This is a genomic window from Biostraticola tofi (genome assembly GCF_004343195.1).
Taxonomy (GTDB): Bacteria; Pseudomonadota; Gammaproteobacteria; order Enterobacterales; family Enterobacteriaceae; genus Biostraticola; species Biostraticola tofi.
Genome location: NZ_SMCR01000003.1, coordinates 523,654 through 545,474, shown reverse-complemented (window position 1 = coordinate 545,474; position 21,821 = coordinate 523,654). Strand labels below are relative to the sequence as shown.

General features: G+C 56.1%; 17 protein-coding genes and 6 pseudogenes. 9 read left to right on the top strand and 14 right to left on the bottom strand.

Annotation, left to right across the window (positions count from 1 at the left end):
- Window positions 1-128: 128 nt before the first annotated feature.
- Both EDC52_RS09820 and EDC52_RS09815 read right to left on the bottom strand, forming a co-directional pair.
- Window positions 129-371, bottom strand: a pseudogene (locus EDC52_RS09820) (VOC family protein); the annotation flags it as partial.
- 14 nt (window positions 372-385) lie between these two features.
- On the bottom strand, window positions 386-1,129 hold the full coding sequence (locus EDC52_RS09815; RefSeq protein ID WP_131865132.1) for an SDR family NAD(P)-dependent oxidoreductase: 744 nt from the start codon (window positions 1,127-1,129) through the stop codon (window positions 386-388).
- A gap of 168 nt (window positions 1,130-1,297) precedes the next feature.
- Here EDC52_RS09815 and EDC52_RS09810 point away from each other — a divergent pair.
- From EDC52_RS09810 to EDC52_RS09800, 3 genes and pseudogenes are all read left to right on the top strand, one after another.
- Window positions 1,298-1,721, top strand: a pseudogene (locus EDC52_RS09810) (AraC family transcriptional regulator); the annotation flags it as partial.
- Window positions 1,722-1,783: 62 nt separating this feature from the next.
- Window positions 1,784-2,561, top strand: a pseudogene (locus EDC52_RS09805) (IS3 family transposase); the annotation flags it as partial.
- A 208-nt stretch (window positions 2,562-2,769) separates the two neighbouring features.
- Entirely contained in the window at window positions 2,770-3,789 is a 1,020-nt protein-coding gene (locus tag EDC52_RS09800; RefSeq protein WP_131865131.1) for a helix-turn-helix domain-containing protein, read from the top strand.
- Here EDC52_RS09800 and EDC52_RS09795 read toward each other — a convergent pair.
- Window positions 3,749-4,801, bottom strand: a complete 1,053-nt coding sequence (locus EDC52_RS09795; protein WP_268990348.1) for an alpha/beta hydrolase family protein — start codon at window positions 4,799-4,801, stop codon at window positions 3,749-3,751. The genes EDC52_RS09800 and EDC52_RS09795 overlap by 41 nt on opposite strands.
- A 487-nt stretch (window positions 4,802-5,288) precedes the next feature.
- On the opposite strand from EDC52_RS09795, the gene EDC52_RS09790 reads away from it, so the two are divergent.
- The 4 genes and pseudogenes from EDC52_RS09790 to EDC52_RS09775 all read left to right on the top strand — a co-directional run.
- On the top strand, window positions 5,289-5,747 hold the full coding sequence (locus EDC52_RS09790; RefSeq protein ID WP_131865129.1) for a helix-turn-helix domain-containing protein: 459 nt from the start codon (window positions 5,289-5,291) through the stop codon (window positions 5,745-5,747).
- 195 nt (window positions 5,748-5,942) lie between these two features.
- Complete coding sequence (locus tag EDC52_RS09785; protein WP_230467997.1) at window positions 5,943-6,320, top strand: hypothetical protein; 378 nt, start codon at window positions 5,943-5,945, stop codon at window positions 6,318-6,320.
- A 210-nt stretch (window positions 6,321-6,530) separates the two neighbouring features.
- Window positions 6,531-6,791: pseudogene (locus tag EDC52_RS09780) on the top strand (hypothetical protein); the annotation flags it as partial.
- Window positions 6,769-7,233, top strand: a pseudogene (locus tag EDC52_RS09775) (tyrosine-type recombinase/integrase); the annotation flags it as partial. The pseudogenes EDC52_RS09780 and EDC52_RS09775, both read left to right, overlap by 23 nt.
- Here the strand turns inward: EDC52_RS09775 and EDC52_RS09770 are convergent.
- From EDC52_RS09770 to EDC52_RS09760, 3 genes and pseudogenes are all read right to left on the bottom strand, one after another.
- Window positions 7,180-7,764 (bottom strand): annotated as a pseudogene (locus EDC52_RS09770) (transposase); the annotation flags it as partial. The pseudogenes EDC52_RS09775 and EDC52_RS09770 overlap by 54 nt on opposite strands.
- A 122-nt stretch (window positions 7,765-7,886) precedes the next feature.
- Window positions 7,887-8,216 carry an NIPSNAP family protein gene (locus EDC52_RS09765; RefSeq protein WP_131865126.1) on the bottom strand — a complete coding sequence of 110 codons (330 nt, stop codon included), beginning with the start codon at window positions 8,214-8,216 and terminating at the stop codon, window positions 7,887-7,889.
- 182 nt (window positions 8,217-8,398) lie between these two features.
- Window positions 8,399-8,632 (bottom strand): NUDIX domain-containing protein, encoded by a 234-nt coding sequence (locus tag EDC52_RS09760; RefSeq protein ID WP_131865166.1) that lies wholly within the window; start codon window positions 8,630-8,632, stop codon window positions 8,399-8,401.
- 187 nt (window positions 8,633-8,819) lie between these two features.
- On the opposite strand from EDC52_RS09760, the gene EDC52_RS09755 reads away from it, so the two are divergent.
- Together EDC52_RS09755 and EDC52_RS09750 are read left to right on the top strand one after the other, a co-directional pair.
- Window positions 8,820-10,826, top strand: a complete 2,007-nt coding sequence (locus EDC52_RS09755; protein ID WP_131865125.1) for a CocE/NonD family hydrolase — start codon at window positions 8,820-8,822, stop codon at window positions 10,824-10,826.
- Window positions 10,826-11,611 (top strand): nitrilase-related carbon-nitrogen hydrolase, encoded by a 786-nt coding sequence (locus tag EDC52_RS09750; RefSeq protein WP_131865124.1) that lies wholly within the window; start codon window positions 10,826-10,828, stop codon window positions 11,609-11,611. The genes EDC52_RS09755 and EDC52_RS09750 overlap by 1 nt, the downstream gene beginning before the upstream one ends.
- Here EDC52_RS09750 and EDC52_RS09745 read toward each other — a convergent pair.
- From EDC52_RS09745 to EDC52_RS09710, 8 genes are all read right to left on the bottom strand, one after another.
- Window positions 11,605-12,585 carry a GlxA family transcriptional regulator gene (locus EDC52_RS09745; RefSeq protein ID WP_230467996.1) on the bottom strand — a complete coding sequence of 327 codons (981 nt, stop codon included), beginning with the start codon at window positions 12,583-12,585 and terminating at the stop codon, window positions 11,605-11,607. The genes EDC52_RS09750 and EDC52_RS09745 overlap by 7 nt on opposite strands.
- A gap of 99 nt (window positions 12,586-12,684) precedes the next feature.
- Complete coding sequence (locus EDC52_RS09740; RefSeq protein ID WP_131865123.1) at window positions 12,685-14,676, bottom strand: CocE/NonD family hydrolase; 1,992 nt, start codon at window positions 14,674-14,676, stop codon at window positions 12,685-12,687.
- Between the two features lie 16 nt (window positions 14,677-14,692).
- Window positions 14,693-15,958 (bottom strand): MFS transporter, encoded by a 1,266-nt coding sequence (locus tag EDC52_RS09735; RefSeq protein ID WP_165911684.1) that lies wholly within the window; start codon window positions 15,956-15,958, stop codon window positions 14,693-14,695.
- An 89-nt stretch (window positions 15,959-16,047) separates the two neighbouring features.
- Window positions 16,048-17,613 (bottom strand): ABC transporter substrate-binding protein, encoded by a 1,566-nt coding sequence (locus tag EDC52_RS09730; protein ID WP_230467995.1) that lies wholly within the window; start codon window positions 17,611-17,613, stop codon window positions 16,048-16,050.
- A gap of 43 nt (window positions 17,614-17,656) precedes the next feature.
- Window positions 17,657-18,607 carry an oligopeptide/dipeptide ABC transporter ATP-binding protein gene (locus EDC52_RS09725; RefSeq protein WP_131865120.1) on the bottom strand — a complete coding sequence of 317 codons (951 nt, stop codon included), beginning with the start codon at window positions 18,605-18,607 and terminating at the stop codon, window positions 17,657-17,659.
- Window positions 18,600-19,568 carry an ABC transporter ATP-binding protein gene (locus EDC52_RS09720; protein WP_131865119.1) on the bottom strand — a complete coding sequence of 323 codons (969 nt, stop codon included), beginning with the start codon at window positions 19,566-19,568 and terminating at the stop codon, window positions 18,600-18,602. Before EDC52_RS09720 ends, EDC52_RS09725 begins: the two co-directional genes overlap by 8 nt.
- Window positions 19,565-20,491: an ABC transporter permease gene (locus EDC52_RS09715; RefSeq protein ID WP_230467994.1), complete on the bottom strand. Its 927-nt coding sequence runs from the start codon at window positions 20,489-20,491 to the stop codon at window positions 19,565-19,567. Before EDC52_RS09715 ends, EDC52_RS09720 begins: the two co-directional genes overlap by 4 nt.
- A complete protein-coding gene (locus EDC52_RS09710) occupies window positions 20,488-21,435 on the bottom strand; it encodes an ABC transporter permease (RefSeq protein WP_131865118.1) in 948 nt (315 codons plus the stop codon). The genes EDC52_RS09715 and EDC52_RS09710 overlap by 4 nt, the downstream gene beginning before the upstream one ends.
- Window positions 21,436-21,821: the final 386 nt, after the last annotated feature.

Genomic DNA, 21,821 nt, shown 5'->3' with positions numbered 1-21,821 from the left:
TGTGCTGCAAAACCAAATTGACACATTCCTGCTTGAACTCATGGGTAAATGTTTTTCTTCGCATTCTCACCTCGTTAGCGTTGCTCATTATATCTCTAACAAAGTGTCCGGTTTGATTAGACCATTACAACCATGAACTCCGATTCTGCGATGAAACCTACGTGGACAGCATCAGCGCAAACAGTCCCCTGCCTGAGCCAGAAAAATATCCGGCCATTTGCACCAAATCCTTTAAGGTCAGGGTGTCCATGAGGCCCCTGCGCACCGTCATAGTCATGGCGGTTTACGATGCCAAGAACAGGCAGTACGCGCTCATAAAATGCGATTGAACGTACAGGGTCACTGACTGAGATAAAAATATGATCAAGCAAAATAAATTCCTTTATCAGACGTTATAGCCACCCGCAACCTCGATTGACTGCGCAATGATCCAGCCCCCATCGTCCGTCAGCAAAGAGGCAATCACCCGAGCGACTTCATGAGGCTCACCAACGCGTCCCAGCGCAGTTTGTGAAGCGAGCAGAGATTCAAATTCGTCATTAAGCCCACCACCAAGTTCAGTGCGGATGGGGCCAGGTGATACTGCGTTCACTCTAATCCCACGTTCGCCAAATTCCTTCGCCATGTAGCGACTCAGGACTTCAAGCCCCCCCTTAAATGCTGCGTAAGGGGCGACACCAGCGGTGGCGACACGCGTGGTAGCGCTTGTGATATTGACAATGCAGGAGTCTCTGCGCAGAAGAGGCAGCAGCTTCTGTATCAGAAAGAATGGCCCCTTGAGATGCACATTCATCAAGCCATTAAATTGTTCCTCAGTTACGGCTTCAATGGGGTTAAAGAGTCCGTAGCCGGCGTTATTAACGAGGCCATCAAGACCTGTTGTATTCCATTGTGCTTTCATCACTCGCTCAAGTGCAGCTCGGAACTCATCAAAACTACCGACGTCGCCAACATTCAGCTTCATAGCAATGGCTTTACCACCGGAGGCTTGGATGCTCTTGACAACGGATTGCGCTGATTCAGCCTGGTTGTTCCACGTCAGAATGACGCCAAATCCACGCCTTGCACACTCGATCGCTGTGCTGGCACCAATTCCCCTGCTGCCCCCGGTAATCAGAACGTGTTTCATGATTGCTCCTGTAACTGAAAGAATACGCTACACAGGTTACGCGCCGGGATTATCGCTGGCTTATGCGATCCGCTTTGATTGTTGCCCGATTCTGCTTTTATGCTGTTGTGGGTAACGGAGACGTGTTATCAATCGCTGATGGAAAATAAATTACGCGAACTATGAGAACTGGCATCCGGAGCCGGAAATCAGCGAACAGAGACGGGAATTCCCCGGGCAGCAATGGTGCAGGGAGAAATTCCTGAGCACAGACTTTCTGCTGTTTATGAGCCTATGATTAATCTGATCCTGACAGGTTCAAAAAGCATGACTGTCGGCGGAAGGACATTAAACTACAATCCAGCTACTTATTTTGTCATGTCAGTAGACTTACCCGCAGTAGAATGTGTTTCCTGATTACGTTACAAATGCACCTTATCTGGCTGTCAGCCTGACGCCCAAGCCTGAAATCATTGCCGATCTGCTGGACAAGATTCCCGACACTGGTGACGCTTATCTCTATCATTCAGGATTTTCAGTAGCGCCAGTTACCCCGGAATTACTGGATGCATGGATTAGAATGCTGTCCCTTATCAGAAAGCCTGATGAAATTGATCTTACCCACCAATAGTGGACACGCGACTAAGTGAGCAAACTCTCAATCAGAGGTGACTCATGACAACACCAGCATCAACCAGCAAAAAATCCCGTAAGCAACACACGCCTAAATGTCGCAGCGAAGCCCTGAAGCTTGCAGAACGCATCGGTGTTGCCGCTGCTGCCCGAGAACTCAGCCTGTATGAATCACAGCTTTATGCCTGGCGGAGCAGGCAGAAGAGCTGGCCATTCTCCAAAAGGCCGCGACATACTTCGCGAAGCGCCTGAAATGAAGTATGCCTTTATCGAAAAGTATCGGGCTGAGTTTAGCGTCAAAACCATGTGTCGTGTGCTTCGGGTTGCGCGCAGCGGCTGGTATGTCTGGCGTCTGCGCAGCCATCAGCCAGGCAAGCGACAGCAGTTCAGGCTCATCTATGATGCTGCTGTCCGTAAGGCATTCACTGAGGCGAAACAGCGTTATGGTGCGCCACGTCTCGCTGATGAACTAGCGGAGTACAACATCAAAACCATTGCCGCCAGCCTCCGTCGTCAGGGGCAGCGGGCGAAAGCTACCCGGAAGTTCAGCCCGGTCAGCTATCGTGAACATGGTCTGCCTGTATCAGATAATCTGCTGAATCAGGACTTCAGCGCCAGCGGCCCGAACCAAAAGTGGGCAGGTGACATCACGTATTTACGTACGGACGAGGGCTGGTTGTACCTGGCGGTGGTCATCGACCTGTGGTCGCGTACCGTAATTGGCTGGTCGATGTCACTGCGTATGACGGCACAGCTTACGTGTGATGCATTGCAAATGGCGCTCTGGCGGCCTAAACGCCCGGAACAATTTGAAAACCATAACCTCGCTAAGGACCATGTCCACATTACGTGGGTAGGATCAGGCAGACGGATCATCAAAGAATGAGAAGGGTTAGAGATGAGATAAATCTTCCAGAGACAAATCGCGTCTTAATGGATTGTTGTACTGTTTGTACTACGTTGAAGGAGACAGATTACCTTCATGTGTGTAAATATGCCTTGTAAATTTTTATGATGGTACTGTGGTTATGTTTTCTGTCCCCTTTCCTGTTATTACTTTGCTTGCGCTATTAGTTCTAATAGTAATGGTGCTATTTCCTGAAAAAAATCGCCACAGCGGTACACTGCGTTTTCTTATTGCCTGCACAGTCCTTCTTTCTGTAAGCACTCTGCGCTGGGAATACGAGTCAGCCATGCTTAGGAACATTCAATCCGTCTTGGCAATACTTCTGCCCCCTCTCGCGTGGCACAGTTTCATCTCAATGACTGAAATCAGTAAGCAGCGTCGCTGGATATTGCTGCTATTACCCCCAACCATTGCCTTATTGCTCAGGATGGTTTGGCCGGCGGCGACTGATTTCATCCTATTTATCATTTTTACAGGATACGGATGTGGCCTCTTTCGTATTGCATGGCAGGGGGAGCGTAACTTCACACTGAATCGGCTGGCGGAGTCAACACATACGGTAAAGATGGCTTTTTTCGCAGGCTGCTTTCTGTGTATATCTGCAATGACAGATCTTGCGGTTACATTTGACTTCAGCATCACCGGTGGAAAACAGGCTCCGGGTATGATTGTCATTTTCCAAATGACACTGCTTCCTCTCATCGCCGCGGCTATTGTCAGTGCGGGAAGGACAGCTGTATCAGGAAATGATAAGCGGGAAGAAACGTCCCCCGAGAGTATTGTAGTACCCGCGGGAGAGTTTGAGGAGATTTATAGTAGACTCGAGAAACACGTTCGTGAAACAAAAATCTATCTTAATCCCGACCTAACACTGAGTATTCTGGCCAGAAAAACAGGTATACCAGCACGACAACTTTCAAGTGCAGTCAATACGGTAAGTCAATGCAATGTATCGCAGTGGATCAATGGCTTCAGGATTGAATGGGCAAAGGAACGGCTGTTAAACACCCCATTGCCTGTGACGGATATAATGTTGGAGTCTGGATTCACGACTAAATCAAATTTTAATCGTGAATTTCTGCGAGTGTCTGGCGTATCACCTACCTTGTTCCGACAGAAGATGCCGCGTAATCAAGCGTAGAATTCAGGAATGCACTGATCTTACGAACCAGATTTTGATGAATATTCGATCTCTTTGCATGGAGGCTATCTTGGCACACAACATCGTCACCAGGTGATTCTTCGTTTAGGATATTTTCAGCGCCGGGTTTACAAAGCTGCATGAAACTGAAATGTGTCGCGCCTTCAACGGTCTCATATTGCCTCCTATTTGGATTCATTTCGGCAGCCAGGTATCCAGACTCCTGCTCTGCGGGTAATTCTGCCAATCTGTCCGCCTGTGCAGCTAAAATCAGGACGGGAATATTGATAGTATTCAGACTTTTAGGGGTAAAACCAGGTGCTAATCCTAGATCAAGAGAGACTACAGCCCGGATCCTTGCATCCCTGTTATTTGCGGATATTTTTTCCAGAGAAAGCGTTTCATTTATGCCAAGTCTTTCTGTTAACCGGCAGTCGCCCCGTTTGGGATGGTTTTGACAATCGTGGATAAACAGGGAGGGTTTAAATCGCGCACCCGCTAGCGACATTACCGTCCATCCGCCAAGAGAATGCCCTAAAGCAGCAATACGTCCCTTGTCCGTTGCCCCGAAAAGTGCGGGCGAATCTATGACGAAATCAATAACCCGAGAAATATCGTGCGGACGTCGCCACAACTTTTTAGCATCTAACGGATTCTGATCAAAAGTGGTAGTGCCTGGATGATCCGGGGCGGCAACAATATATCCCTCTGCAGCCATCGCCGCAGCAATCCAGGACAAATTCCGCCAGTTTCCGTTATATCCGTGTGAAATAACCAGGAGAGGATGTACTCCAGGTAATGGGGGTGCATCGGGGTTCACCGTAACGCCAACGAAAGCGGGATTACTTCCTATATTAACTGTTCTTCCCTCAGAAGAAACTGGATACCACACAGTCAAATTTAGAGTTTCGGACTTTGGGTCTGATAGCGTTATCTGACGAAAGCCTGGGGATGCCTGCACTTGTATGCAGTAAAGGAACACAGACAATAAACAAAAAGCTCGTATGCACATCATAAATAACCCTGTAGAGATGAATTGTGCAACTTGTATATATCAGGTTCCGTAACCGGGCGTCCTGGAACACGATTGAGGTCGTGAATTAGGTTTTTTTTCGGAATTTTTCATGTACATATCTGACATCAGAGTGCCTGAGTATCACTCCTATTTCGAATGACATGCTTACATATGGTGGCGGTGATAATGTCCGCTTTGGCACAGAGCTAACTGCCAGACGTGATTGGACCCAGATTGGCGAGGATGACAGATCAAATTTTGTTGTCGGCGTAGGGCAACAGATCAACCCCCGATCGTCATCCCGGTAACGCAGAGCTGCTGGCCGTCTTTTCAGTGTCTAGTCCTGCGCTTTGCGCAACCTGGAGTCGGACGCGACCTGCGGTTGTTCTAAAAGAAACCACTCCTCGTTCGCATATTGCGAATAACTTGCATAGCGTTCGAATATTGCGGATAACTCTAAAAATTCGTAACGGAGAAAATCACGATGAATCATCTTCAGCAAAAGCGGCCCTCCTCTGAGGAAGCCGCACTGGCCAGGTTGAGCAGCCGTGAATTGTCCGCGGTGCTTGAAACCCGAGCAGAAATACAAAAAGTAACAATGACAGATAGACAGGGTGTGGTGCATAACATGGACATCCCGGTCAGTGCTTTGCGTCTGCTTATTGACGTATTAACTGAATTGGGCGACGGCAATTCCGTCAAGCTTATCCCGATTGGATCGGAATTGACGACCCAGGAAGCGGCAGACATGTTGAATGTCTCGAGGCCTACCCTCATCAGGATGCTGGATAACGCCGAAATTCCCTATCATCGCATCGGTAACCGTCGAAAATTACGCTACACGGATATTGTGGCTTACCGTGAACGGACCCGCGCTGCGCGAATATCAGCACTTGACGAACTGTCTGCGCTCGATCAGGAATTGGGGCTCGGTTACGAATGAGTTCACACTATACGGTTATTCTGGACGCGTGCGTTCTGTATCCCGCCCCACTGCGCAGTTTTTTAATGTACCTGGCTGTTGGGGATCAATTCAGGGCCCGCTGGACAGAGGACATACATGAAGAATGGATCCGTAATCTTCTGCTGAACCGACCAGACCTTGATAGGGAAAAACTGCAAAGGGTTCGTGAGCTTAATGGACAGTTACGTGCCAGGCGCGCTGGTTACGGGGCATCGTTCTCTTATTTCCGGTATTGTCGGCCTGCCGGATGTTGATGACCGGCATGTCGTGGCAGCTGCTATAGTGGCTCAGGCTGAAGCCATCGTGACCTTTAACCTAAAAGATTTCCCCAAGATTGCTTTAAAGGCATACAACCTCCACGCCATTCACCCAGACAAATTTATTTCCGAGCTGGCAGATCTACATATCAGCACGGTCCTTGATGCTGCCAGGGCACATCGTGCTTCACTGAAAAATCCCCTTTTCAGCACGGATGATTATCTGGATTGTCTGTTACGTCAGCAACTGCCCGAGACCGTTTCCCGACTCCGGCCGTTGGTTAATTCAATTTAAATCGACCGAGACACACCTGGGGACGCAAACAGGCGATCGAAGGTTAGCGGCAGCGAAACAGACGTACTGTCAATGGCGCACTCCCCCGGTAGAGAGAGGCGCATCTACTTTACCGTTTCGTTGAGGGTTCTTAGTAAGCGTCGTCTCAGTGCCGTCTGTTAATTGCTCGTCCAATTGTCAAAGATGATGTCCATCATTTTTTTAACGGACGACAGGATGGCGAAAAGACCAAAACCGTGCTTACTGGATCAGAATTTGCCGTTGCGAGAGCTTGTTCTGGAAAAGCTGGAGATGAAGTGGTCTTCAGTGCAAGTATCAGGATGGTTAAGGCGAACCAAGCCGCGTCAAAAAACACTGCGAATATCACCTGAGACAATTTATAAAACGCTGTACTTTCGTAGCCGTGAAGCGCTACACCACCTGAATGTACAGCATCTGCGCCGATCGCATACCCGCGACGCGAGAACCCATTGCTGGAGTGCGTTATTCCGGGCGCGGTGCCAAAATGCGAATGCCGCATATCGTCCCCCTTTCAGAACAGGCCATCGCCATTCTGAAACAGATTAAGGATATCACCGGTAATAATGAACTGGTCTTCTCCGGCGACCATGACCCGTATAAACCGATGTGTGAAAACACGGTCAACGAGGCACTGCGGCTGATGGGCTACGACACGAAAAAGGATATGTGTGGCCACGGCTTCCGGGCGATAGCATGCAGTGCGCTGATGGAATCGGGTTTATGGGCAAAGGACGCAGTAGAACGCCAGATGAGTCATCTGGAGCGCAATACCGAGCACATGGCTTATATCCACAAAGCAGAACATCTGGAAGCCCGCTGGGCGATGATGCAATGGTGGTCATATTATCTGGATATGTGCCGTAAATCTTATATACCGCCCCAATGGTTTTGACCAACGTTTCGGGCGGATTTTCCTGGCCGCCTCATATACTGCTTTCCTGTTTGCCAGCAGGCTACTATCTTGTCCCTGATGGCGTTGTTCCGGCGTCACATAACCGATGGCGCTATGCCTATGCTCTTCGTTATACCATCGACTAAAGCGCTCGACCCACTGTCGGGCTTCTTCCAGATCGACGAAGCCGGCTGACGGCCATAGCGGGACGTATTTCAACGTCCTGAACAGTGACTCCACATACGGATTATCATTACTGACCCGAGGCCGACTGTGCGAACCCGTGATATTCAGTTCTTCCCGTATTGCCTTTAACGTCCGAGACTTCATGGGTGCACCGTTGTCGGCGTGCAGCACCAACGGTTGCCGGTAGCACCGTTCACGTAATACGGTACGATGCAGCAGAGCGGCGGCATGCTCGCCATTTTCCTCTTCATGAACTTCGTAACCGACAATTTTTCGACTAAAAATGTCTTCTATCAGATAGAGATAAAAATACCGGCCACGGACCCGCTGCGCTAACCACGTCATTCTGCTTTTCGCTCTAAGCTGCCGTTAAGACACCTCATATCACCAGATGAACGGCTCAGGCATACATCAACAGTTCAACTTAAAGATTTTGCTGTGATGGGCAGAAAGCCCATGCTGAACAATCAGCTGGATCGTAAATTCTCAATTGCATTGTTGCTAAGCATGAGCACGGATTTAACGCTGACACTGATTCTATCGATAATGGCCTGCCGGGGGCCAAGACGCCACTCTTCGCTGTTATAAAAAGATTCCTGAGAGGATTTCAGCTGGGAGAGGCTATCATAAGCTCTGATCAAATAGTAAGCATCGTCGTCATGGGCTGATATACCAAAAGAAATGATATCCATACCCGCTAGACGGTGAAGTGGAGCACTCTCCTCCATCATTATCCTGTGGAAGTCTTTCCCGGTGCCGGGTTTTAGGGTGTACAGTAAAAATTCGACTGTTTTCATCTTCGATATCCTGTTCATTTTTATCATCATAGCGAATTATTACGCCGTGGAACCATGAGCCTTGCCAGAACTGGCTTAGCGCCCTGATTGATATTATTGTTTCCTTGCCATGCTGGGCCTGAGCGGCTCCTGAGTGCCAGAAGCGAACGTTCAGGATATCATGATGCAGTTAACATCGAAGATCAGGCTGACTTGCTTTCAAGTATGTTAATGATTAAATCGCGTGGAAAAATTGTCTCATTGGTGTGTATGGTTTCTTCTATTGTCCACCAATGATAATCGCGAATGACTTCCTTACATAATTCGCGTATAGCGGCATGCTCGAAAGATTCATTTTTTTCACGCCCTCCGCCCGGCGTTGCCCAGTATGTTTTTCCTCTCAGAGCACCCTCTTTATGACAGAACCTAAAGAGCAGGAGGTGATTTTCAGGGAAGAGATCAACATCCTCCTTCGGCCTGCTGACAGGTCTCCTCTTGACCCAGCATGTCTCCTGACATCTCCCTCTGTCGCATCCGCCTTAAAACAGGTCGTAAACCTGGCCTTTTCTGTCGTGGGCTATGCCAGAATAGCCCTTATTCGTGGCTCGCCTGTTAGGAAAATCGATGCGTATCGTTGAAACCGAATGGATAACCCTCAGCGATGGCTGCCGTCTCGCGGCGCGGCTGTGGTTGCCGGCAAGCGCGGCGCCGGTGCCTGCGGTGCTGGAATATCTGCCCTATCGGCGGCGTGACCGCCATCGAGGCGATGACGCTATTCTTCATCCGGCGCTGGCTGATTGTGGTTATGCCGCCATTCGTGTCGACATGCGTGGCGCGGGCGACTCTGATGGGGTGATGAACGACGAATATACGCCACAGGAGTGGCGGGACGCCTGTGAAGTCATCGGCTGGATAGCCTCCCAGCCCTGGTGTAGCGGCAATGTCGGCATGATAGGCATCTCTTGGAGCGGGTTCAACGCACTGCAAATCGCCGCGCTGCGCCCCCCGGCGCTAAAGGCCATTGTCACCGCCTGCTCCACCGACGACCGTTTCGCTGACGATATGCACTATATGGGTGGCGCGCTGCTCAGCGACAACCTGCAATACGGCGCCACGTTATTCACCTGGACGCCAACCCCGCCCGATCCGGCGATTGTCGGCGAACGCTGGAAGGACCAGTGGCTAGAGCGGCTGGCGGCGATGGATACCCCACCGGCGGCGCGCTGGATGAGCCATCCGACGCGCGACGCCTACTGGCGAAGCGGTTCGGTGTGCGAAAATTATGGCGCAATAGAAGCTGCAGTGCTGGCGGTCGGTGGCTGGGCGGACGGCTATACCAACACCGTCCCACGCTTGCTGGCCGGGCTGTCGGCGCCGCGCAAAGGGCTTATCGGTCCGTGGGGGCACGCGTTTCCCCATGTCGCCTCGCCGGGACCGCGCATGGACTTTATCCACTACCTTAAGCGCTGGTTTGATCACTGGCTAAAGGGCGAGGATAGCGGAATAATGGACGAGCCGATGCTGACCTACTGGATGCAGGAAGCCCAAGCGCCGCGCACCCGTTATGATAATCGGCTGGGGCACTGGACGGCAGAGGCCACCTGGCCGAGCCCGGCCATTGCGCCGCACACCTGGTATCTGTCGCCGCAGGGATTGCAGACTGAGCCCGCGGAAGTCTTCTGCCGCAGCGTCTGTTCGCCGGCCACCACCGGGCTAGCCTCCGGCGAATGGTGCCCTTATGGTTCAGGGCCGGATATGCCCGGCGATCAACGGGAGGACGATGCCGGTTCTTGCTGCTTCGACAGCCCGCCGCTGAAGGCAACGCTGCAGTTGGTCGGACAGGTACAGGTGGCGCTATCGCTAAGCGCAGACCGGCCCCAGGCGCTGGCGGCGGTGCGTCTCAACGCCGTGGCGCCAGACGGCGTCAGTATCCGCATCAGTTATGGCCTGCTTAACCTGTGTCAACGCGACGGCGTCGACCAGCACCAGGCGCTCTGTCCCGGCGAGGAATACACGGTTTCCCTGGCGCTAAAGGCGGCGGCTTTTGAAGTGCCGGTCGGCTATCGCCTGCGGCTGGCGGTCTCGTCGGCTTATTGGCCGCTGGCCGCGCCGCTGCCCTGGCTCACCACGCTGACATTAAGCGCCGGCCATATGCAACTGCCGGTGCGGCATAACGCCTGTGAAGCCCCCAGGCTGGGCGAGGCATGGGCGCCGCCGCCGCTGGCCGCACAGGTGTTGGTGCCGCCCGAACGCGGCCGTCTGCGTTTATCGCGGGAGATGGGCGATGGCGATACCACGCTTGAGGTAGTGCGCAACCTCGGCGCACTGCGCATCGCCGAAACTGGCCTGCGCCTGGAAGCGCTGGGGCATGAACATTATCGGATCAACGCACGGGATCCATCCGACGCCCGGAGCGAAGCGGTGCGCCACGCCAGCTTTACCCGCGGCGGTTGGCGGGCCACCCTTGATACCCGCAGCATTTTGACCTGCGATGAGCAGGGCTGGCAACTGGAGTCGACACTCCAAGCCCACCACGGCGATGAGCTCTGTTTTAGTCGGCAGTGGCGCCACCGTTTCGCTTTTTTCCCGGACAATGTCCTTTTGTTCCCGTATGAGGGAGAGGAGCAATAATGCGTATCGGCCTGGTACAGGTAGACGACGCTCCCAACGGGGAAGCGGCAATCATCCCCTGGATGACGGCGGCCATCGACCGATTGCCCGACGCGCAGATGGTGATATGGCCGGAGTTGGCGCTGTGCGGCTATGACTGTCCGCAGCGGATCCGCCGGCAGGCGCTGGCGCGCGATGGCGATACCCTGCGCCAAATAGCCGACCTGGCGCGCCGGCGTCGGCAGACCCTGGTGTTTGGCTATGCGGAACAGGCGGGAGAACGGCTGTATAATGCCCTGTGCGCCATTGGCCCGCAGGGGGAATGCCTGACGAACTACCGAAAAATCCATTTATGGTCGGGTTACGAAAGCGCACTGTTTACCCCCGGTGAGGATCTGCAGTCCTTCGTGCTGAACGAAATCCGCTTCGGCATGGCGATTTGTTACGACCTGGATTTTCCGGAACTGAGCCGACAGTATGCGCAGCAGGGCGCGGCGTGCCTGTTGTGTATCAGCGCCACCACGCAAGGGTATGAGCTAATCCCGCAGCAGGTGGTCCCTACCCGCGCTTACGAGAACGGTTATTTTGTCGTGTTCGCCAATCGCGGAGACTCTCACGGCCCATCGCCCTGCATCGGCATGAGCCGCCTGGCCGGCCCGGATGGACAGCCGCTGGCTGCGCTGGCCGGCGCCGGCGCCGGGACGCTAATCACCGATCTGGATATCTCTGCCCTTAAGCGTTGGCGACAGCAGCATCCGGGTCTACAGGATCGGCGTTCAAATGCGTATCACCTGGCGGATCACTGATATTTACCGCGCCGCCCACGCCGGACTCTGGACGGCAGAATGCCGAACACCCGGCGGAACCAGGCGGCGAAGTGTGAGGTGGAATTGAATCCCACCGACAGGGCAATATCAATGACCGACTGGTCGGAATAGATCAGCATTTCCCGCGCCTGCTGCAGGCGTAATTCCAGATAAAAACGCTGGGGTGTTTTCTCCACATACTGGGCGAACAGGCGCTCCAGCTGGCGCTTGCCAACGCCGACGCGGTGAGCCAGGTCATCCATCATCAGCGGGTTTTCCAGATGCGCCCTCATCACCGCGATGGCGCTTTGTACCGTGGGCGGCGCCACCGTCTGTAGCGTCGCGCCGCCGCGCTGCTGTTCGGCCATATTGCGTATTCTGTCATGATGAAACTGGCTGGCCACCGCCTGGGCCTCCGGCTGGCCGATACGATCGCCTATCAAGTGCAGCATCATATCCATCGCCGCCGTGCCGCCGGCGCAGGTTAGCCGGTTGCGATCGATTTCAAACAGGGTGCGGGTGCAATGAATATCGGGCCAGCTCTCGCTAAATGCCGACAGGCTTTCCCAATGGATGGTGCAGCGGTAGCCCTTTAGCAGGCCGCATTTCGCCAGCAAAAACGTCCCGGTGGACAACGCCCCGATAGCCAACCCCTGGCGCGCCGCCTGACGCAGTATCGCCAAATAACCCCGTTCAACGCGCGGAGCCACCACCCGCTCACCGCCGCAAATAAACAGATAATCGGTGTGCGCCAATACCTCGCTTACCGGGAGAGTAGCGAAGGCTATCCCGTTGGCGGCCGTTACGGTTTCTCCATTCAGGCTGGCCAGATGCCAGCGGAATGCCTGTTTTTCCTGCAGGCGGTTGCAGGAACGCAGCGGCTCTATGGCCGCCGCCAGGCTCATCATGGAAAAATCATCCCCCAGCAGAAAGGTGAATACGCAAGGTCTCGCGTTGAGCATACCGACTGTCACTTAACCACTCTCCTTGGCCGCCGGGCAAAATCTTACTATGTCCGAGTTTCGGGCCGATGCGTCATACAATTTTTGTCTACGACGCGACTGCCTTGACGCTCAAGCACTTTTTCCGGTCTCGAATTGTTGGTGCCATTGGCGTTCAAACACCTTCTGTTGGTTTTCATAGGCCTCATAACGCGACGTCAGTTGCAGCTTCCCCTCCACCCAGCACAGGCGCATATCCGTGCGCAGCTCGATATGCCAGCCGGGACGGACATAGCGCTGAATACGTTGCGATGTCATGCTGGCGCTGTCGCGCGTGCGGCCAATTTCATAGACATCGTGGCTTTCGCCATCAAAGCTCAGCTCCTCAATCCGGGTTTTCTGACGCTGGGCATCCATGGTCAACTGCCAGCGGTCGCTGCCGGCATCCCAGTGAATTTGCCGCGTGCTGACCTCGTGTGCCAATACCTCATGGGCAATGGGCGGCGCTTCGCTCGCCGGCGCGAATGGGTTACGCTTATCGGTCGCCTCGGCGGGGCGCAGCGGCAGATGCAGGCAGGCGCTGGACGGGAAGAGGCGCACCGCCCCCTGCTCCGGCTCCGCCCACACCATCGGCCAATAAGTAGTAGAAAGCGCCAGCCGCAGGCGCTTGCCCGGCGCGAAGCGATAGCTGACCCCTTTTAACGGCAATTCCACCGGAAAGGGTTCGCCCGCGGCGACACCCTGTGGGCGTGTCAGTCGATGGACGCCGAAGGTAACCCGTCCGGAACGCCCGTCGGCCGCCACTTCATTCAGGCGCAGCACCAACATCGCGGACGGCGAGTCGAAGGCGACCTGCAGCCGCAGCGTTGCTTTGCCGAGCACGACCAGTTCTTCTGTCAGTAGCGGGGTATCGAAACAGCAGGAAAGCCCGTCGTCCGGGCGTTGATCGTGCTGGAATTCCGGCGCGCCGCCTCCGCCATCGCGCGGACACCATTCTCCCGCCAGCAGCCCGCAATGCACTGGGCTATCCACCACCAATGCCGGCTGGGACGCCAGCGGTTGATCCGTCAGCCGCCCAGGCTCAAGCCAGTAGCGCTGTTCCGCTTGCGCCAGTGGCCAGCGCGGCGCGCAAATCCAGTGGCCGTCAATGGCCAGATCCGCCGCGTCGGGCCGCAGATTTTCCCCCTGCCAGAGCTGCAGCATGGGGTCTTCCATGACGCCGCTATCCTCATCCAGCAGCCAATGCCGCCACCAGCGCACACACTGCGCCAGAAAATCCATTGCCGGGCCGGGGATGCCCCAGTGCGGGTAAATATGGGTCCATGGCCCGATAAGCGCCTGACGCGGTACCGATAAATGCTCCATCATGCGCAAAATAGCGTCGGAATAGCCATCGGTCCAACCGCCGACCGCATAGACCGGGCACTGTATCGCGCTGTAGTCCTGATTGATGGAGCCATGACGCCAGTAAGCATCCGGTTGCGGGTGCGCCAGCCAAGTGTTCAACGGCGGCGCCATCCCTGCCAGCCGCGCCAGCCAGTGTTCGCGCCAGGCGTCGCCGGCATAGTGCGGATCCAGCGGCCGTCCCAACTGGGTAAACAACCCGCTGCCCCACTGCAGGCCGTCGGTGAGCAGCGCGCCGCCCATATAGTGGACGTCGTCGCGGTATCGATCATCAGTAGAGCAGCAGGTGATAATCGCCTTTAGCGCGGGCGGACGGCGTGCCGCTACCTGTAAAGCCGCGAAGCCGCCCCAAGAGATACCGATCATGCCCACGCTGCCATTGCTCCACGGCTGGTCGGTCACCCATTCGATAACTTCCAGGGCATCGTCCTGCTCCCGGGGCAGATATTCGTCATGCAGCAGACCGGTAGAATTCCCGCTGCCGCGCAGGTCGACCCGGAGCCCGGCGATGCCGTTCTGAGCAAAATAGCCATGCACCATCGAATCGCCCACCGCGGTATTGTCGGACTGACGATAGGGAATCCACTCCATCACCAGCGGCACCGTGCGTTCGCCAGTCGGCAGCCACAGCCGGGCGGTCAGCACCGTGCCGTCCTGCAGGGGAATGGTGACCTGTTGGTAATCTGCGGCCGCGGGCGCGGTGTTAATTGATTCAGACATGTGTTCCTCCAGGATATTAAGGTTTTTCTGCTGTGCGTTGCCGGGCGGTCATCGCCGCCCAGGCCGCTATTGCCGCGCTGCCGAGCAGACACGACACACCGCCGATAATCAGTGTCAGCGGCAGGCCGATGGCAGCGGCCAACACGCCGCAAATAATGGCTCCCACCGGTACCGTGCCGATAAGCATCATCGAATAAAATGACATCAGCCGTCCGCGCAGGGCATCCGGCACCCGGAGTTGCAGCAACGAATTCGAGGCCAGGTTTTGCGTCAAAATGGCATAGCCGATAAGTCCGGCAATGATGCCGCTCAGCCAAAAGTAGTGGGACAGCCCGAGGGCGATTTGCGCCAGCGCCAGCATCACCGAGGCCCACAGCGGCCAGGGGCGCATCGCCGCGATATCGCTTTTCCAGGCAAGGCGCAGCGCGGCTATCAGCGCGCCGATGCCGGTGATACTCATCAACATCCCCGCCCCGCCAGCACCGTTATGCAGCACCTTATCCGCCAGCATGGGCAGGAAGGAAAAATAGGGCACGCTGGTCAGGCTGCACAGTCCCACCAGCAGCAGGATCCGGAGCGCGTCGCTATCTTGTCGCAAAAAGCGCAGCCCTTCCTGCATCTCCTGCACTATCCCGCCAACGCGCGGCGGGATGACGCGGGCGGGAATGCGCATCGTCGAGAGAAATGCAATCAGCGGAATATACGAGACGGCTATCAGGGCGAAACACCAGGCTTCGCCCACCTGCTCCACCAGTAATCCGCCCAGCGCCGGGCCTACCAGACGCGCGCCATTGAAAATGACCGAGTTAAGCGCCAGGGCGTTGCTCAAGTCTTCATACACCACTAAATCCACCACCAGCGATTGGCGCCCCGGGAGATCGAAGGCACTTATCAGCCCCAGTCCCAGCGCCACTATAATGGCGATGTGGTCGGTAATACTGTGGGTAAAGGTTAACAGCGCCAGCAAGGCCATCAGCAGGGTCTGACCGGTTTGGGTGGCAATCAGCAAGCGCCGCCTGTCGCAGCGGTCAACGATGACGCCGGTAAACAGTCCAAACAGCAAAATCGGCCCCTGACTGCAAAACGCCAGCAGCCCTAGCAACCAGGGCGAGGCCAGTCCGAGGCGCCACACCAGCCAGCCCAGCGCGATGGTTTGCACCCAGTTACCGATAACCGATAAAAATTGACCGCTAAAAAACCGGCGATAATTAGGGTGCTGTAGTGCACTTCCCAGGCTCCTGAATCCTTTTTTGGATGTAAGAGGAATACGTGCAGTCGTCAAAATAGCTCCCGCATCAGGTCACTCTGATAAAGGTTGAAAAGCGCCGAACAAAGCGTCAGGCGCGAGGTAGCGAAATCGCGGGGGCCCGGTCAGACGCGTTTAATGTCGCGAAACAAAGGCCACTGGCCATCCGGTGTCCAGGCGCCTTTGATGGAGGTCGGCGTCACCCACGCATTGCTGCCGTGATAGAGGAAAACGTAGGCGCCGGTTTCTTCAAGCTTGTCCTGCAGCTTGACATACATCGCCGCCCGTTTGGCCGCGTCCTGCTCCACCGCCGCTTCGCTGTTAAGCGTGTCCCATGTTTCCTCGCAGGTGCGCTGTGTATTCCAAATGCCGACCTGGGAACAGGTAAACCAGGCAGTGACCCAACTGGGGTCTGGAGCGGTGGTAAAGGTGGTGATACGCAGTTGCGAGTCCTTCCAGCCATCCCCCGCGGACTCCTGCCCTGCGGCGACGAACGCCGCGCCATCCATTTGATTTATTTCAAGCGTAATGCCTATTTCTGCCAGTTGCGCCTGAATCACCTGGGCGATGGTGCTGATATCCGTGGAGGCGCTGAAGTCCAGACGCAGCTGCAGCCCGGAAACGCCAGCCTGTTTTAATAGCGCTTTTGCCGTATCGGGGGAGTACGGGTAAATCGTTTTGCCGCGCGCACCCGGCAGCGGTGGCGGCACCAAGCCGTATGCCGGTTTCACCGCACCGCCAAATCCCGCGTCAAGCACCGCGGGCACGTCGATTGCCTGCTGAATGGCTCGACGCACGCGCAGGTCTTTAAGTTTGGGGTGATCTACGTTCATCCCCAGCCAGGTGTACGCCAGCGCCGGACGCAGGGTCAACGTTGCGTCGCCATTACCCTGTTGGTATTTAGCCACCGCGCTGAGGTTAATCTTGGTCATATCCAGATCGCCGGCCTCGAAGGCCATTTCCGCGGTGTTGAGATCGCCAATAGGTATCAGTTGGATCTGGTCGAAATCAGTGGCCGCGCCACGCCAGCGCTCGTTGCGCACCAGAGTGAGCTTTTCCCGCGGCGTCCAGTTACCGATGCGGTAAGGGCCAGAGCAGGCCAGCGGATCGGTACCGATTTTTTGGTCTTTGCTGGCCTGCACCGCTTTTTTACATATAATCAGTCCGGAGGCATGGGGCAAGGTGCTGGTAAACAGCGGGGCGAACGGATGTTTAAGATGGATAATGCCCTCGTAGGTACTGGTCACTTCCACATGATCGAGCGCGGCCCAATCGCTGGCGTAAATCGCCGACAGCGTAGGGTCGAGAAAACGCTCGTAGGAGTATTTCACATCCTCCGCCGTCATCTCGCCAAAATCGCCACTCCACAAAATACCGGGTTTTAGCCTAAAGTGGATAGTCACCGGGTCGACCTGCTCCAACTTTTCGGCGGCATCAAGCTGCCAGCCCCAGTCGGTGCCATCTTGGTACTGGCATAGCCCGGAATAAATAGCAAACATCACCATTTCGTCATACCACCCGCTGCGGTTCGCCGGATCAAGATTGGTGATGTCCTGATCGTTTTGCACACGGAGAATTTTCTGCGCGCCGTCGGCAGCGCTCGCCATACGTATTCCGCCGGGCAACAGCGCTGAGCTGGATGCACCCGCCGCCAGGATAGCCATCGTTTTCAATAATTCGCGTCTATTCATTAAAGGACCCTTCATGAAACCTCTCCTGTACCGCGTGCGGCGTTTAACCATTAATCAAAGGGGTGTGACAAGACACCTGATGCTCATCGCGCAACCTGCGCAACGACGGCGCTTCTTGGCGGCAACGTTCCGTCGCCATCGGGCAACGGGTATGAAACTCGCAGCCCTGTGGCCGGTGCGTCAACGTGGGAATGTCCCCCGGTAGCGCACCGCTGCTGTTTTTCTGTTTTGCGCTCAGCAGCGCATGGGTATAGGGGTGCGCAGGCGCGCGAAACAGCGCCTCCGTCGGTCCGCTTTCCACAATACGGCCAAGGTACATAATCGCGATGCGGTCGGTAACATGTCGGGTGATGGCCAGATTGTGAGTGATAATCAGGTAGCTCATTCCCAGCTCGCGCTGCAGTTTAGTCAATAGGTTCAACAGCTCGCCTTGCACTGAGAGATCCAGCCCGGCGGTGGGCTCATCGGCAACAATCAGCTTCGGTCGCAGCGCCACGGCGCGCGCCACCGCCACCCGGCGCGCCTGGCCGCCGGATAATTGATGGGGATAGCGATCGAGAAACAGCGACGACAGTCCGACCTGGTCCAGCAGCCGCGCCGCGGTTTGCCGGCGGTTCACCGCCAGACCATTGACCGCGAACGGCTCTGTCACCAATTGGGCCACCGTCATGCGCGGGTCGAGTGCCGCCATGGGATCTTGAAAAATCAGCCCGGTTTCGCGTCGCACTGGACGCCAGGAAAAGTCGCTGCCGTCACGCGGCTCCCTGCCGTTCACCACAATGGTGCCGCGACTCACCGGCGCCATGCCGATAACCGCGCGACCCAGAGTGGTTTTGCCGCTGCCGCTTTCGCCGATAAGCCCAACGGTTTTGCCCGCGGGTACCTGCAGGCTGACGCCCGCCAGCACCTCTATATGGCGGGGCGCGCCGGTTTTCAGGCGGTTGAACAGGCCTCCCATTTTGTACCGCACCACCACATCGTCGATCTCAAGCATGTTTAATCCCCTTATGACAGCAAACCATCCGCGCACCGTCGGCGGAGAATATCGCCGGCGGATTTACGCGCTCGCAGGGAGCAAATGCCTCGCTGCAGCGCGGCTGAAAGGGGCAGCCCACCCGCTCCATGCCAGGCACCGGTACCGAGCCGGCAATAAACGGCAGCTCGCGAGTCGGCGTATCGATACGCGCCGGATCGCAGGCCAACAGCGCCCGGGTGTACGGGTGCAATGGTGAGGCGAACACCTCCCGGCACGGGCCGGTTTCAATGATTTCACCGGCATACATCACCGCCACTTTGTCGCAAAGCGAACTGACCAGATGCAAATCATGGGTGACGAAGATAATCGCCCCGTCCACCAGACGGCGGCTGGCGTTTAGCAGCTCCACCACCTGCATTTCGGTGGTGGCGTCCAGCGCGGTGGTCGGTTCGTCGGCTATCAACAGTTCCGGTTCGGTGAGCAGGGCCGCCGCGATGGCGATACGTTGGCGAATGCCGCCGCTCAGTTCATGGGGATATTGCTTCATTCGTCCCGCCGGGTCGGAGATACCGACGCGCTCCAGCATGGAAACAGCGCGCGTCTGTTTCTCGCGCCGGGAGCCGGCTTTATGGTGCTGGAACGCCACCAGCTGTTTGCCGATAGTCACCACCGGGTTGAGGGCAGTAAACGGATCCTGGGAAACAGTGGCAATACCGTTGCCGCGTAGCTGACGGCGCGCCGGGGTCGGCAGGGCTAACAGATCGTTGCCGTGCCAGCCAAGCCGTCCGCTGGTGCGCACGTTGTCCGGCAACAGCATCAGCAATGCGCTGACCAGCGTCGATTTGCCGGAGCCGCTCTCACCCACCAGCCCCAGCACCTCACCTTTTTCCAGCCGCAAAGATACGTTGCGCAGCGCCTGCAACGGTCCATCGGGAGATTCATAGGTGACGGATAAATCATCGATTTCCAGCAAACTCATCGAGTTACTCCTTTTTTTGCGGCGCGAGTCGTGCGTGGGTCCAGCGCGTCGCGTAACGCTTCGCCGAGAAAGGTAAACCCCAGGGTCGCGATAATAATCGGTGCACCGGCGGCGATAACGATATGGGGCGCCTGGCGGATCCATGCATAGCCGTCATTCAATACCGTGCCCCAACTGGCGTTGGGTGCCTGCACCCCCTGGCCGAGAAAGCTCAGCCCGGACTCGATGGCGATAACCGCCGGAATATCCATCGCCACCAGCACCAGCAGCGTACCGGCCATATTTGGCAGCAAGTGCCGGGTCACCACGCTAAACGGCGATGCGCCCATTGCGCGCGCAGCAATGACATACTCCCGCTGGCGCAGCACCCGCGTCTGGCTGCGCACCACCCTGAAGTAGCCCGGCGCCATAAACGTCATCACAATCACGATAATGGTCGAGACGCTCGACCCTATTACCGTGACCGCGGCCAGAGCGAACAAGATCATCGGAATCGACATCACAGAATCGCACAACAGCATCAACAAGGTATCGAGTTGACGCGGGCCATACCCCGCCACCAGGCCAAGTAACGTGCCGATCAGCAGTGCACATCCCGCGCCGAGAAAAGCCACCGTCATAGCAATGCGGGTGCCGTAGATAAGACGCGAGAACACATCGCGTCCCAATTGGTCATTCCCTAGCCAATAGGCGATACTCGGCCCTTTCAGGCGCAGCGCCGCTTTGATGGCAAAGGGATCATGCGGCGCCAGCCAGGGCGCGAAGACCGCGCCCAGGATCATCACGCTGACGCAAATCAGCGCGAAACGTCCCATCCCGGTTCCCCACACCAGCAGCGGTACGCGTAACCATGACCGCGCGTTGGCGGCGGGAGCCGCCGGTGTGACTTGCGGCGTCAACGTATTGGTCGTGACATCCATCATGACATCTCCTGGCGAGTACGGGGATCGAGCAAGGTATTCAGTAAATCGGCTATCAGGTTGGCCAGCACGTACAGCATCGACGTGATAACCACCGTTCCCATTACCACCGGGAAATTACGCGATATCACCGAGTCGTAGGCCAGTTTCCCCAGTCCCGGGCGGGCAAACACAATTTCGGTCAGTACTGCGCCGGACAGCAACGATCCCATACCAACGCCCAGCACGGAAACCACTGGCACCACCGCTATCGGCAGTGCGTAGCGCAGCACAATGCGCGCATCACTGATGCCGAAGGCGCGGTAGGTGCGGATATGGTTCTCTTTCAGCACTTCCAGCATGGACGCGCGCACCAAGCGCGCCAGATAGCCGACCCAGCTCAGGCTGACGGTCAGGGCGGGCAACACCAGTGCGTGGAACTGGGAACCAATATCACCGACGCGCCCGCCGCCTATCGCCGGAAACCACCGCAACGTGACGGAAAACACCAGCATGGCGTAAATCGCCACCACAAACGCCGGCAGCGAGATAACGCCTATCGACACCACACCTATTAATTTGTCTCCCCAGCCGTTTTGCCGCAGCGCGGCATAACAGCCCAGCGGTATGCCCAGCAGCATCGCCCAGGCAATGGCAGACAATGCCAGCAGCAGCGTGTTCGGCAGCGCCCTGGCGATCAGTTGATTTACCGGACGATGGGTTAGCACGTCCTCGCCCAAATCCCCTTGCACCACTCGCGCGATAAAGCGCCCCATCTGCACCGGCGCAGGCTGGTCCAGACCCATTTGCCCGCGCAGCGCCTGTTTTTGCGCCTCGGTCGCCCGCGGCCCCAGCGCCACCGAGGCGGGGTCGCCCGGCACCACGAACACCAGACAAAACAACACCGAAATCGCCACCAGCATCACTGCTGCGGCCAGGATCAATCGCCGAATCAAATACAGCACCATAATCGCCCCTGTTGAGGATCGCCGCGCCGCGATGGGTATTTGCCGTGACGGGCAAAACGGAAATCGGGCGCGCAGTGGTACACACCGGCGAAACTTGCCGCCGACCGGTATAGTGAGGCTTAGCGCTGAAATAGTGTCAGGCTTTATGGGGATTGAAGGAGATGTTTACGACATGCTTTATGATAGAAGCGACATATAAGAATTCACTATGTTGGTATGTTTGCTAACCCGCCCGGTAAAAAACAGCCGGCCTGCATGATAAACCCTACCTCAAGCAACCCTTTGCATGTTTTGCCGGAAGAGCCAGTCTGGTAGGCGAGCATTGACCCGCTCGGTTGGCGGAACGATTAATAAAATAATACGTACTCTAGAGCATGGATCGTTCG

Coding starts and splice junctions, on each gene's coding strand:
- EDC52_RS09815 (WP_131865132.1), bottom strand. CDS start 1,129: ATGAAACACGTTCTGATTACCGGGGGCAGCAGGGGAATTGGTGCCAGC.
- EDC52_RS09800 (WP_131865131.1), top strand. CDS start 2,770: ATGTTTTCTGTCCCCTTTCCTGTTATTACTTTGCTTGCGCTATTAGTT.
- EDC52_RS09795 (WP_268990348.1), bottom strand. CDS start 4,801: ATGTGCATACGAGCTTTTTGTTTATTGTCTGTGTTCCTTTACTGCATA.
- EDC52_RS09790 (WP_131865129.1), top strand. CDS start 5,289: ATGAATCATCTTCAGCAAAAGCGGCCCTCCTCTGAGGAAGCCGCACTG.
- EDC52_RS09785 (WP_230467997.1), top strand. CDS start 5,943: ATGGACAGTTACGTGCCAGGCGCGCTGGTTACGGGGCATCGTTCTCTT.
- EDC52_RS09765 (WP_131865126.1), bottom strand. CDS start 8,216: ATGAAAACAGTCGAATTTTTACTGTACACCCTAAAACCCGGCACCGGG.
- EDC52_RS09755 (WP_131865125.1), top strand. CDS start 8,820: ATGCGTATCGTTGAAACCGAATGGATAACCCTCAGCGATGGCTGCCGT.
- EDC52_RS09750 (WP_131865124.1), top strand. CDS start 10,826: ATGCGTATCGGCCTGGTACAGGTAGACGACGCTCCCAACGGGGAAGCG.
- EDC52_RS09740 (WP_131865123.1), bottom strand. CDS start 14,676: ATGTCTGAATCAATTAACACCGCGCCCGCGGCCGCAGATTACCAACAG.
- EDC52_RS09730 (WP_230467995.1), bottom strand. CDS start 17,613: ATGAATAGACGCGAATTATTGAAAACGATGGCTATCCTGGCGGCGGGT.
- EDC52_RS09725 (WP_131865120.1), bottom strand. CDS start 18,607: ATGCTTGAGATCGACGATGTGGTGGTGCGGTACAAAATGGGAGGCCTG.
- EDC52_RS09720 (WP_131865119.1), bottom strand. CDS start 19,568: ATGAGTTTGCTGGAAATCGATGATTTATCCGTCACCTATGAATCTCCC.
- EDC52_RS09715 (WP_230467994.1), bottom strand. CDS start 20,491: ATGATGGATGTCACGACCAATACGTTGACGCCGCAAGTCACACCGGCG.
- EDC52_RS09710 (WP_131865118.1), bottom strand. CDS start 21,435: ATGGTGCTGTATTTGATTCGGCGATTGATCCTGGCCGCAGCAGTGATG.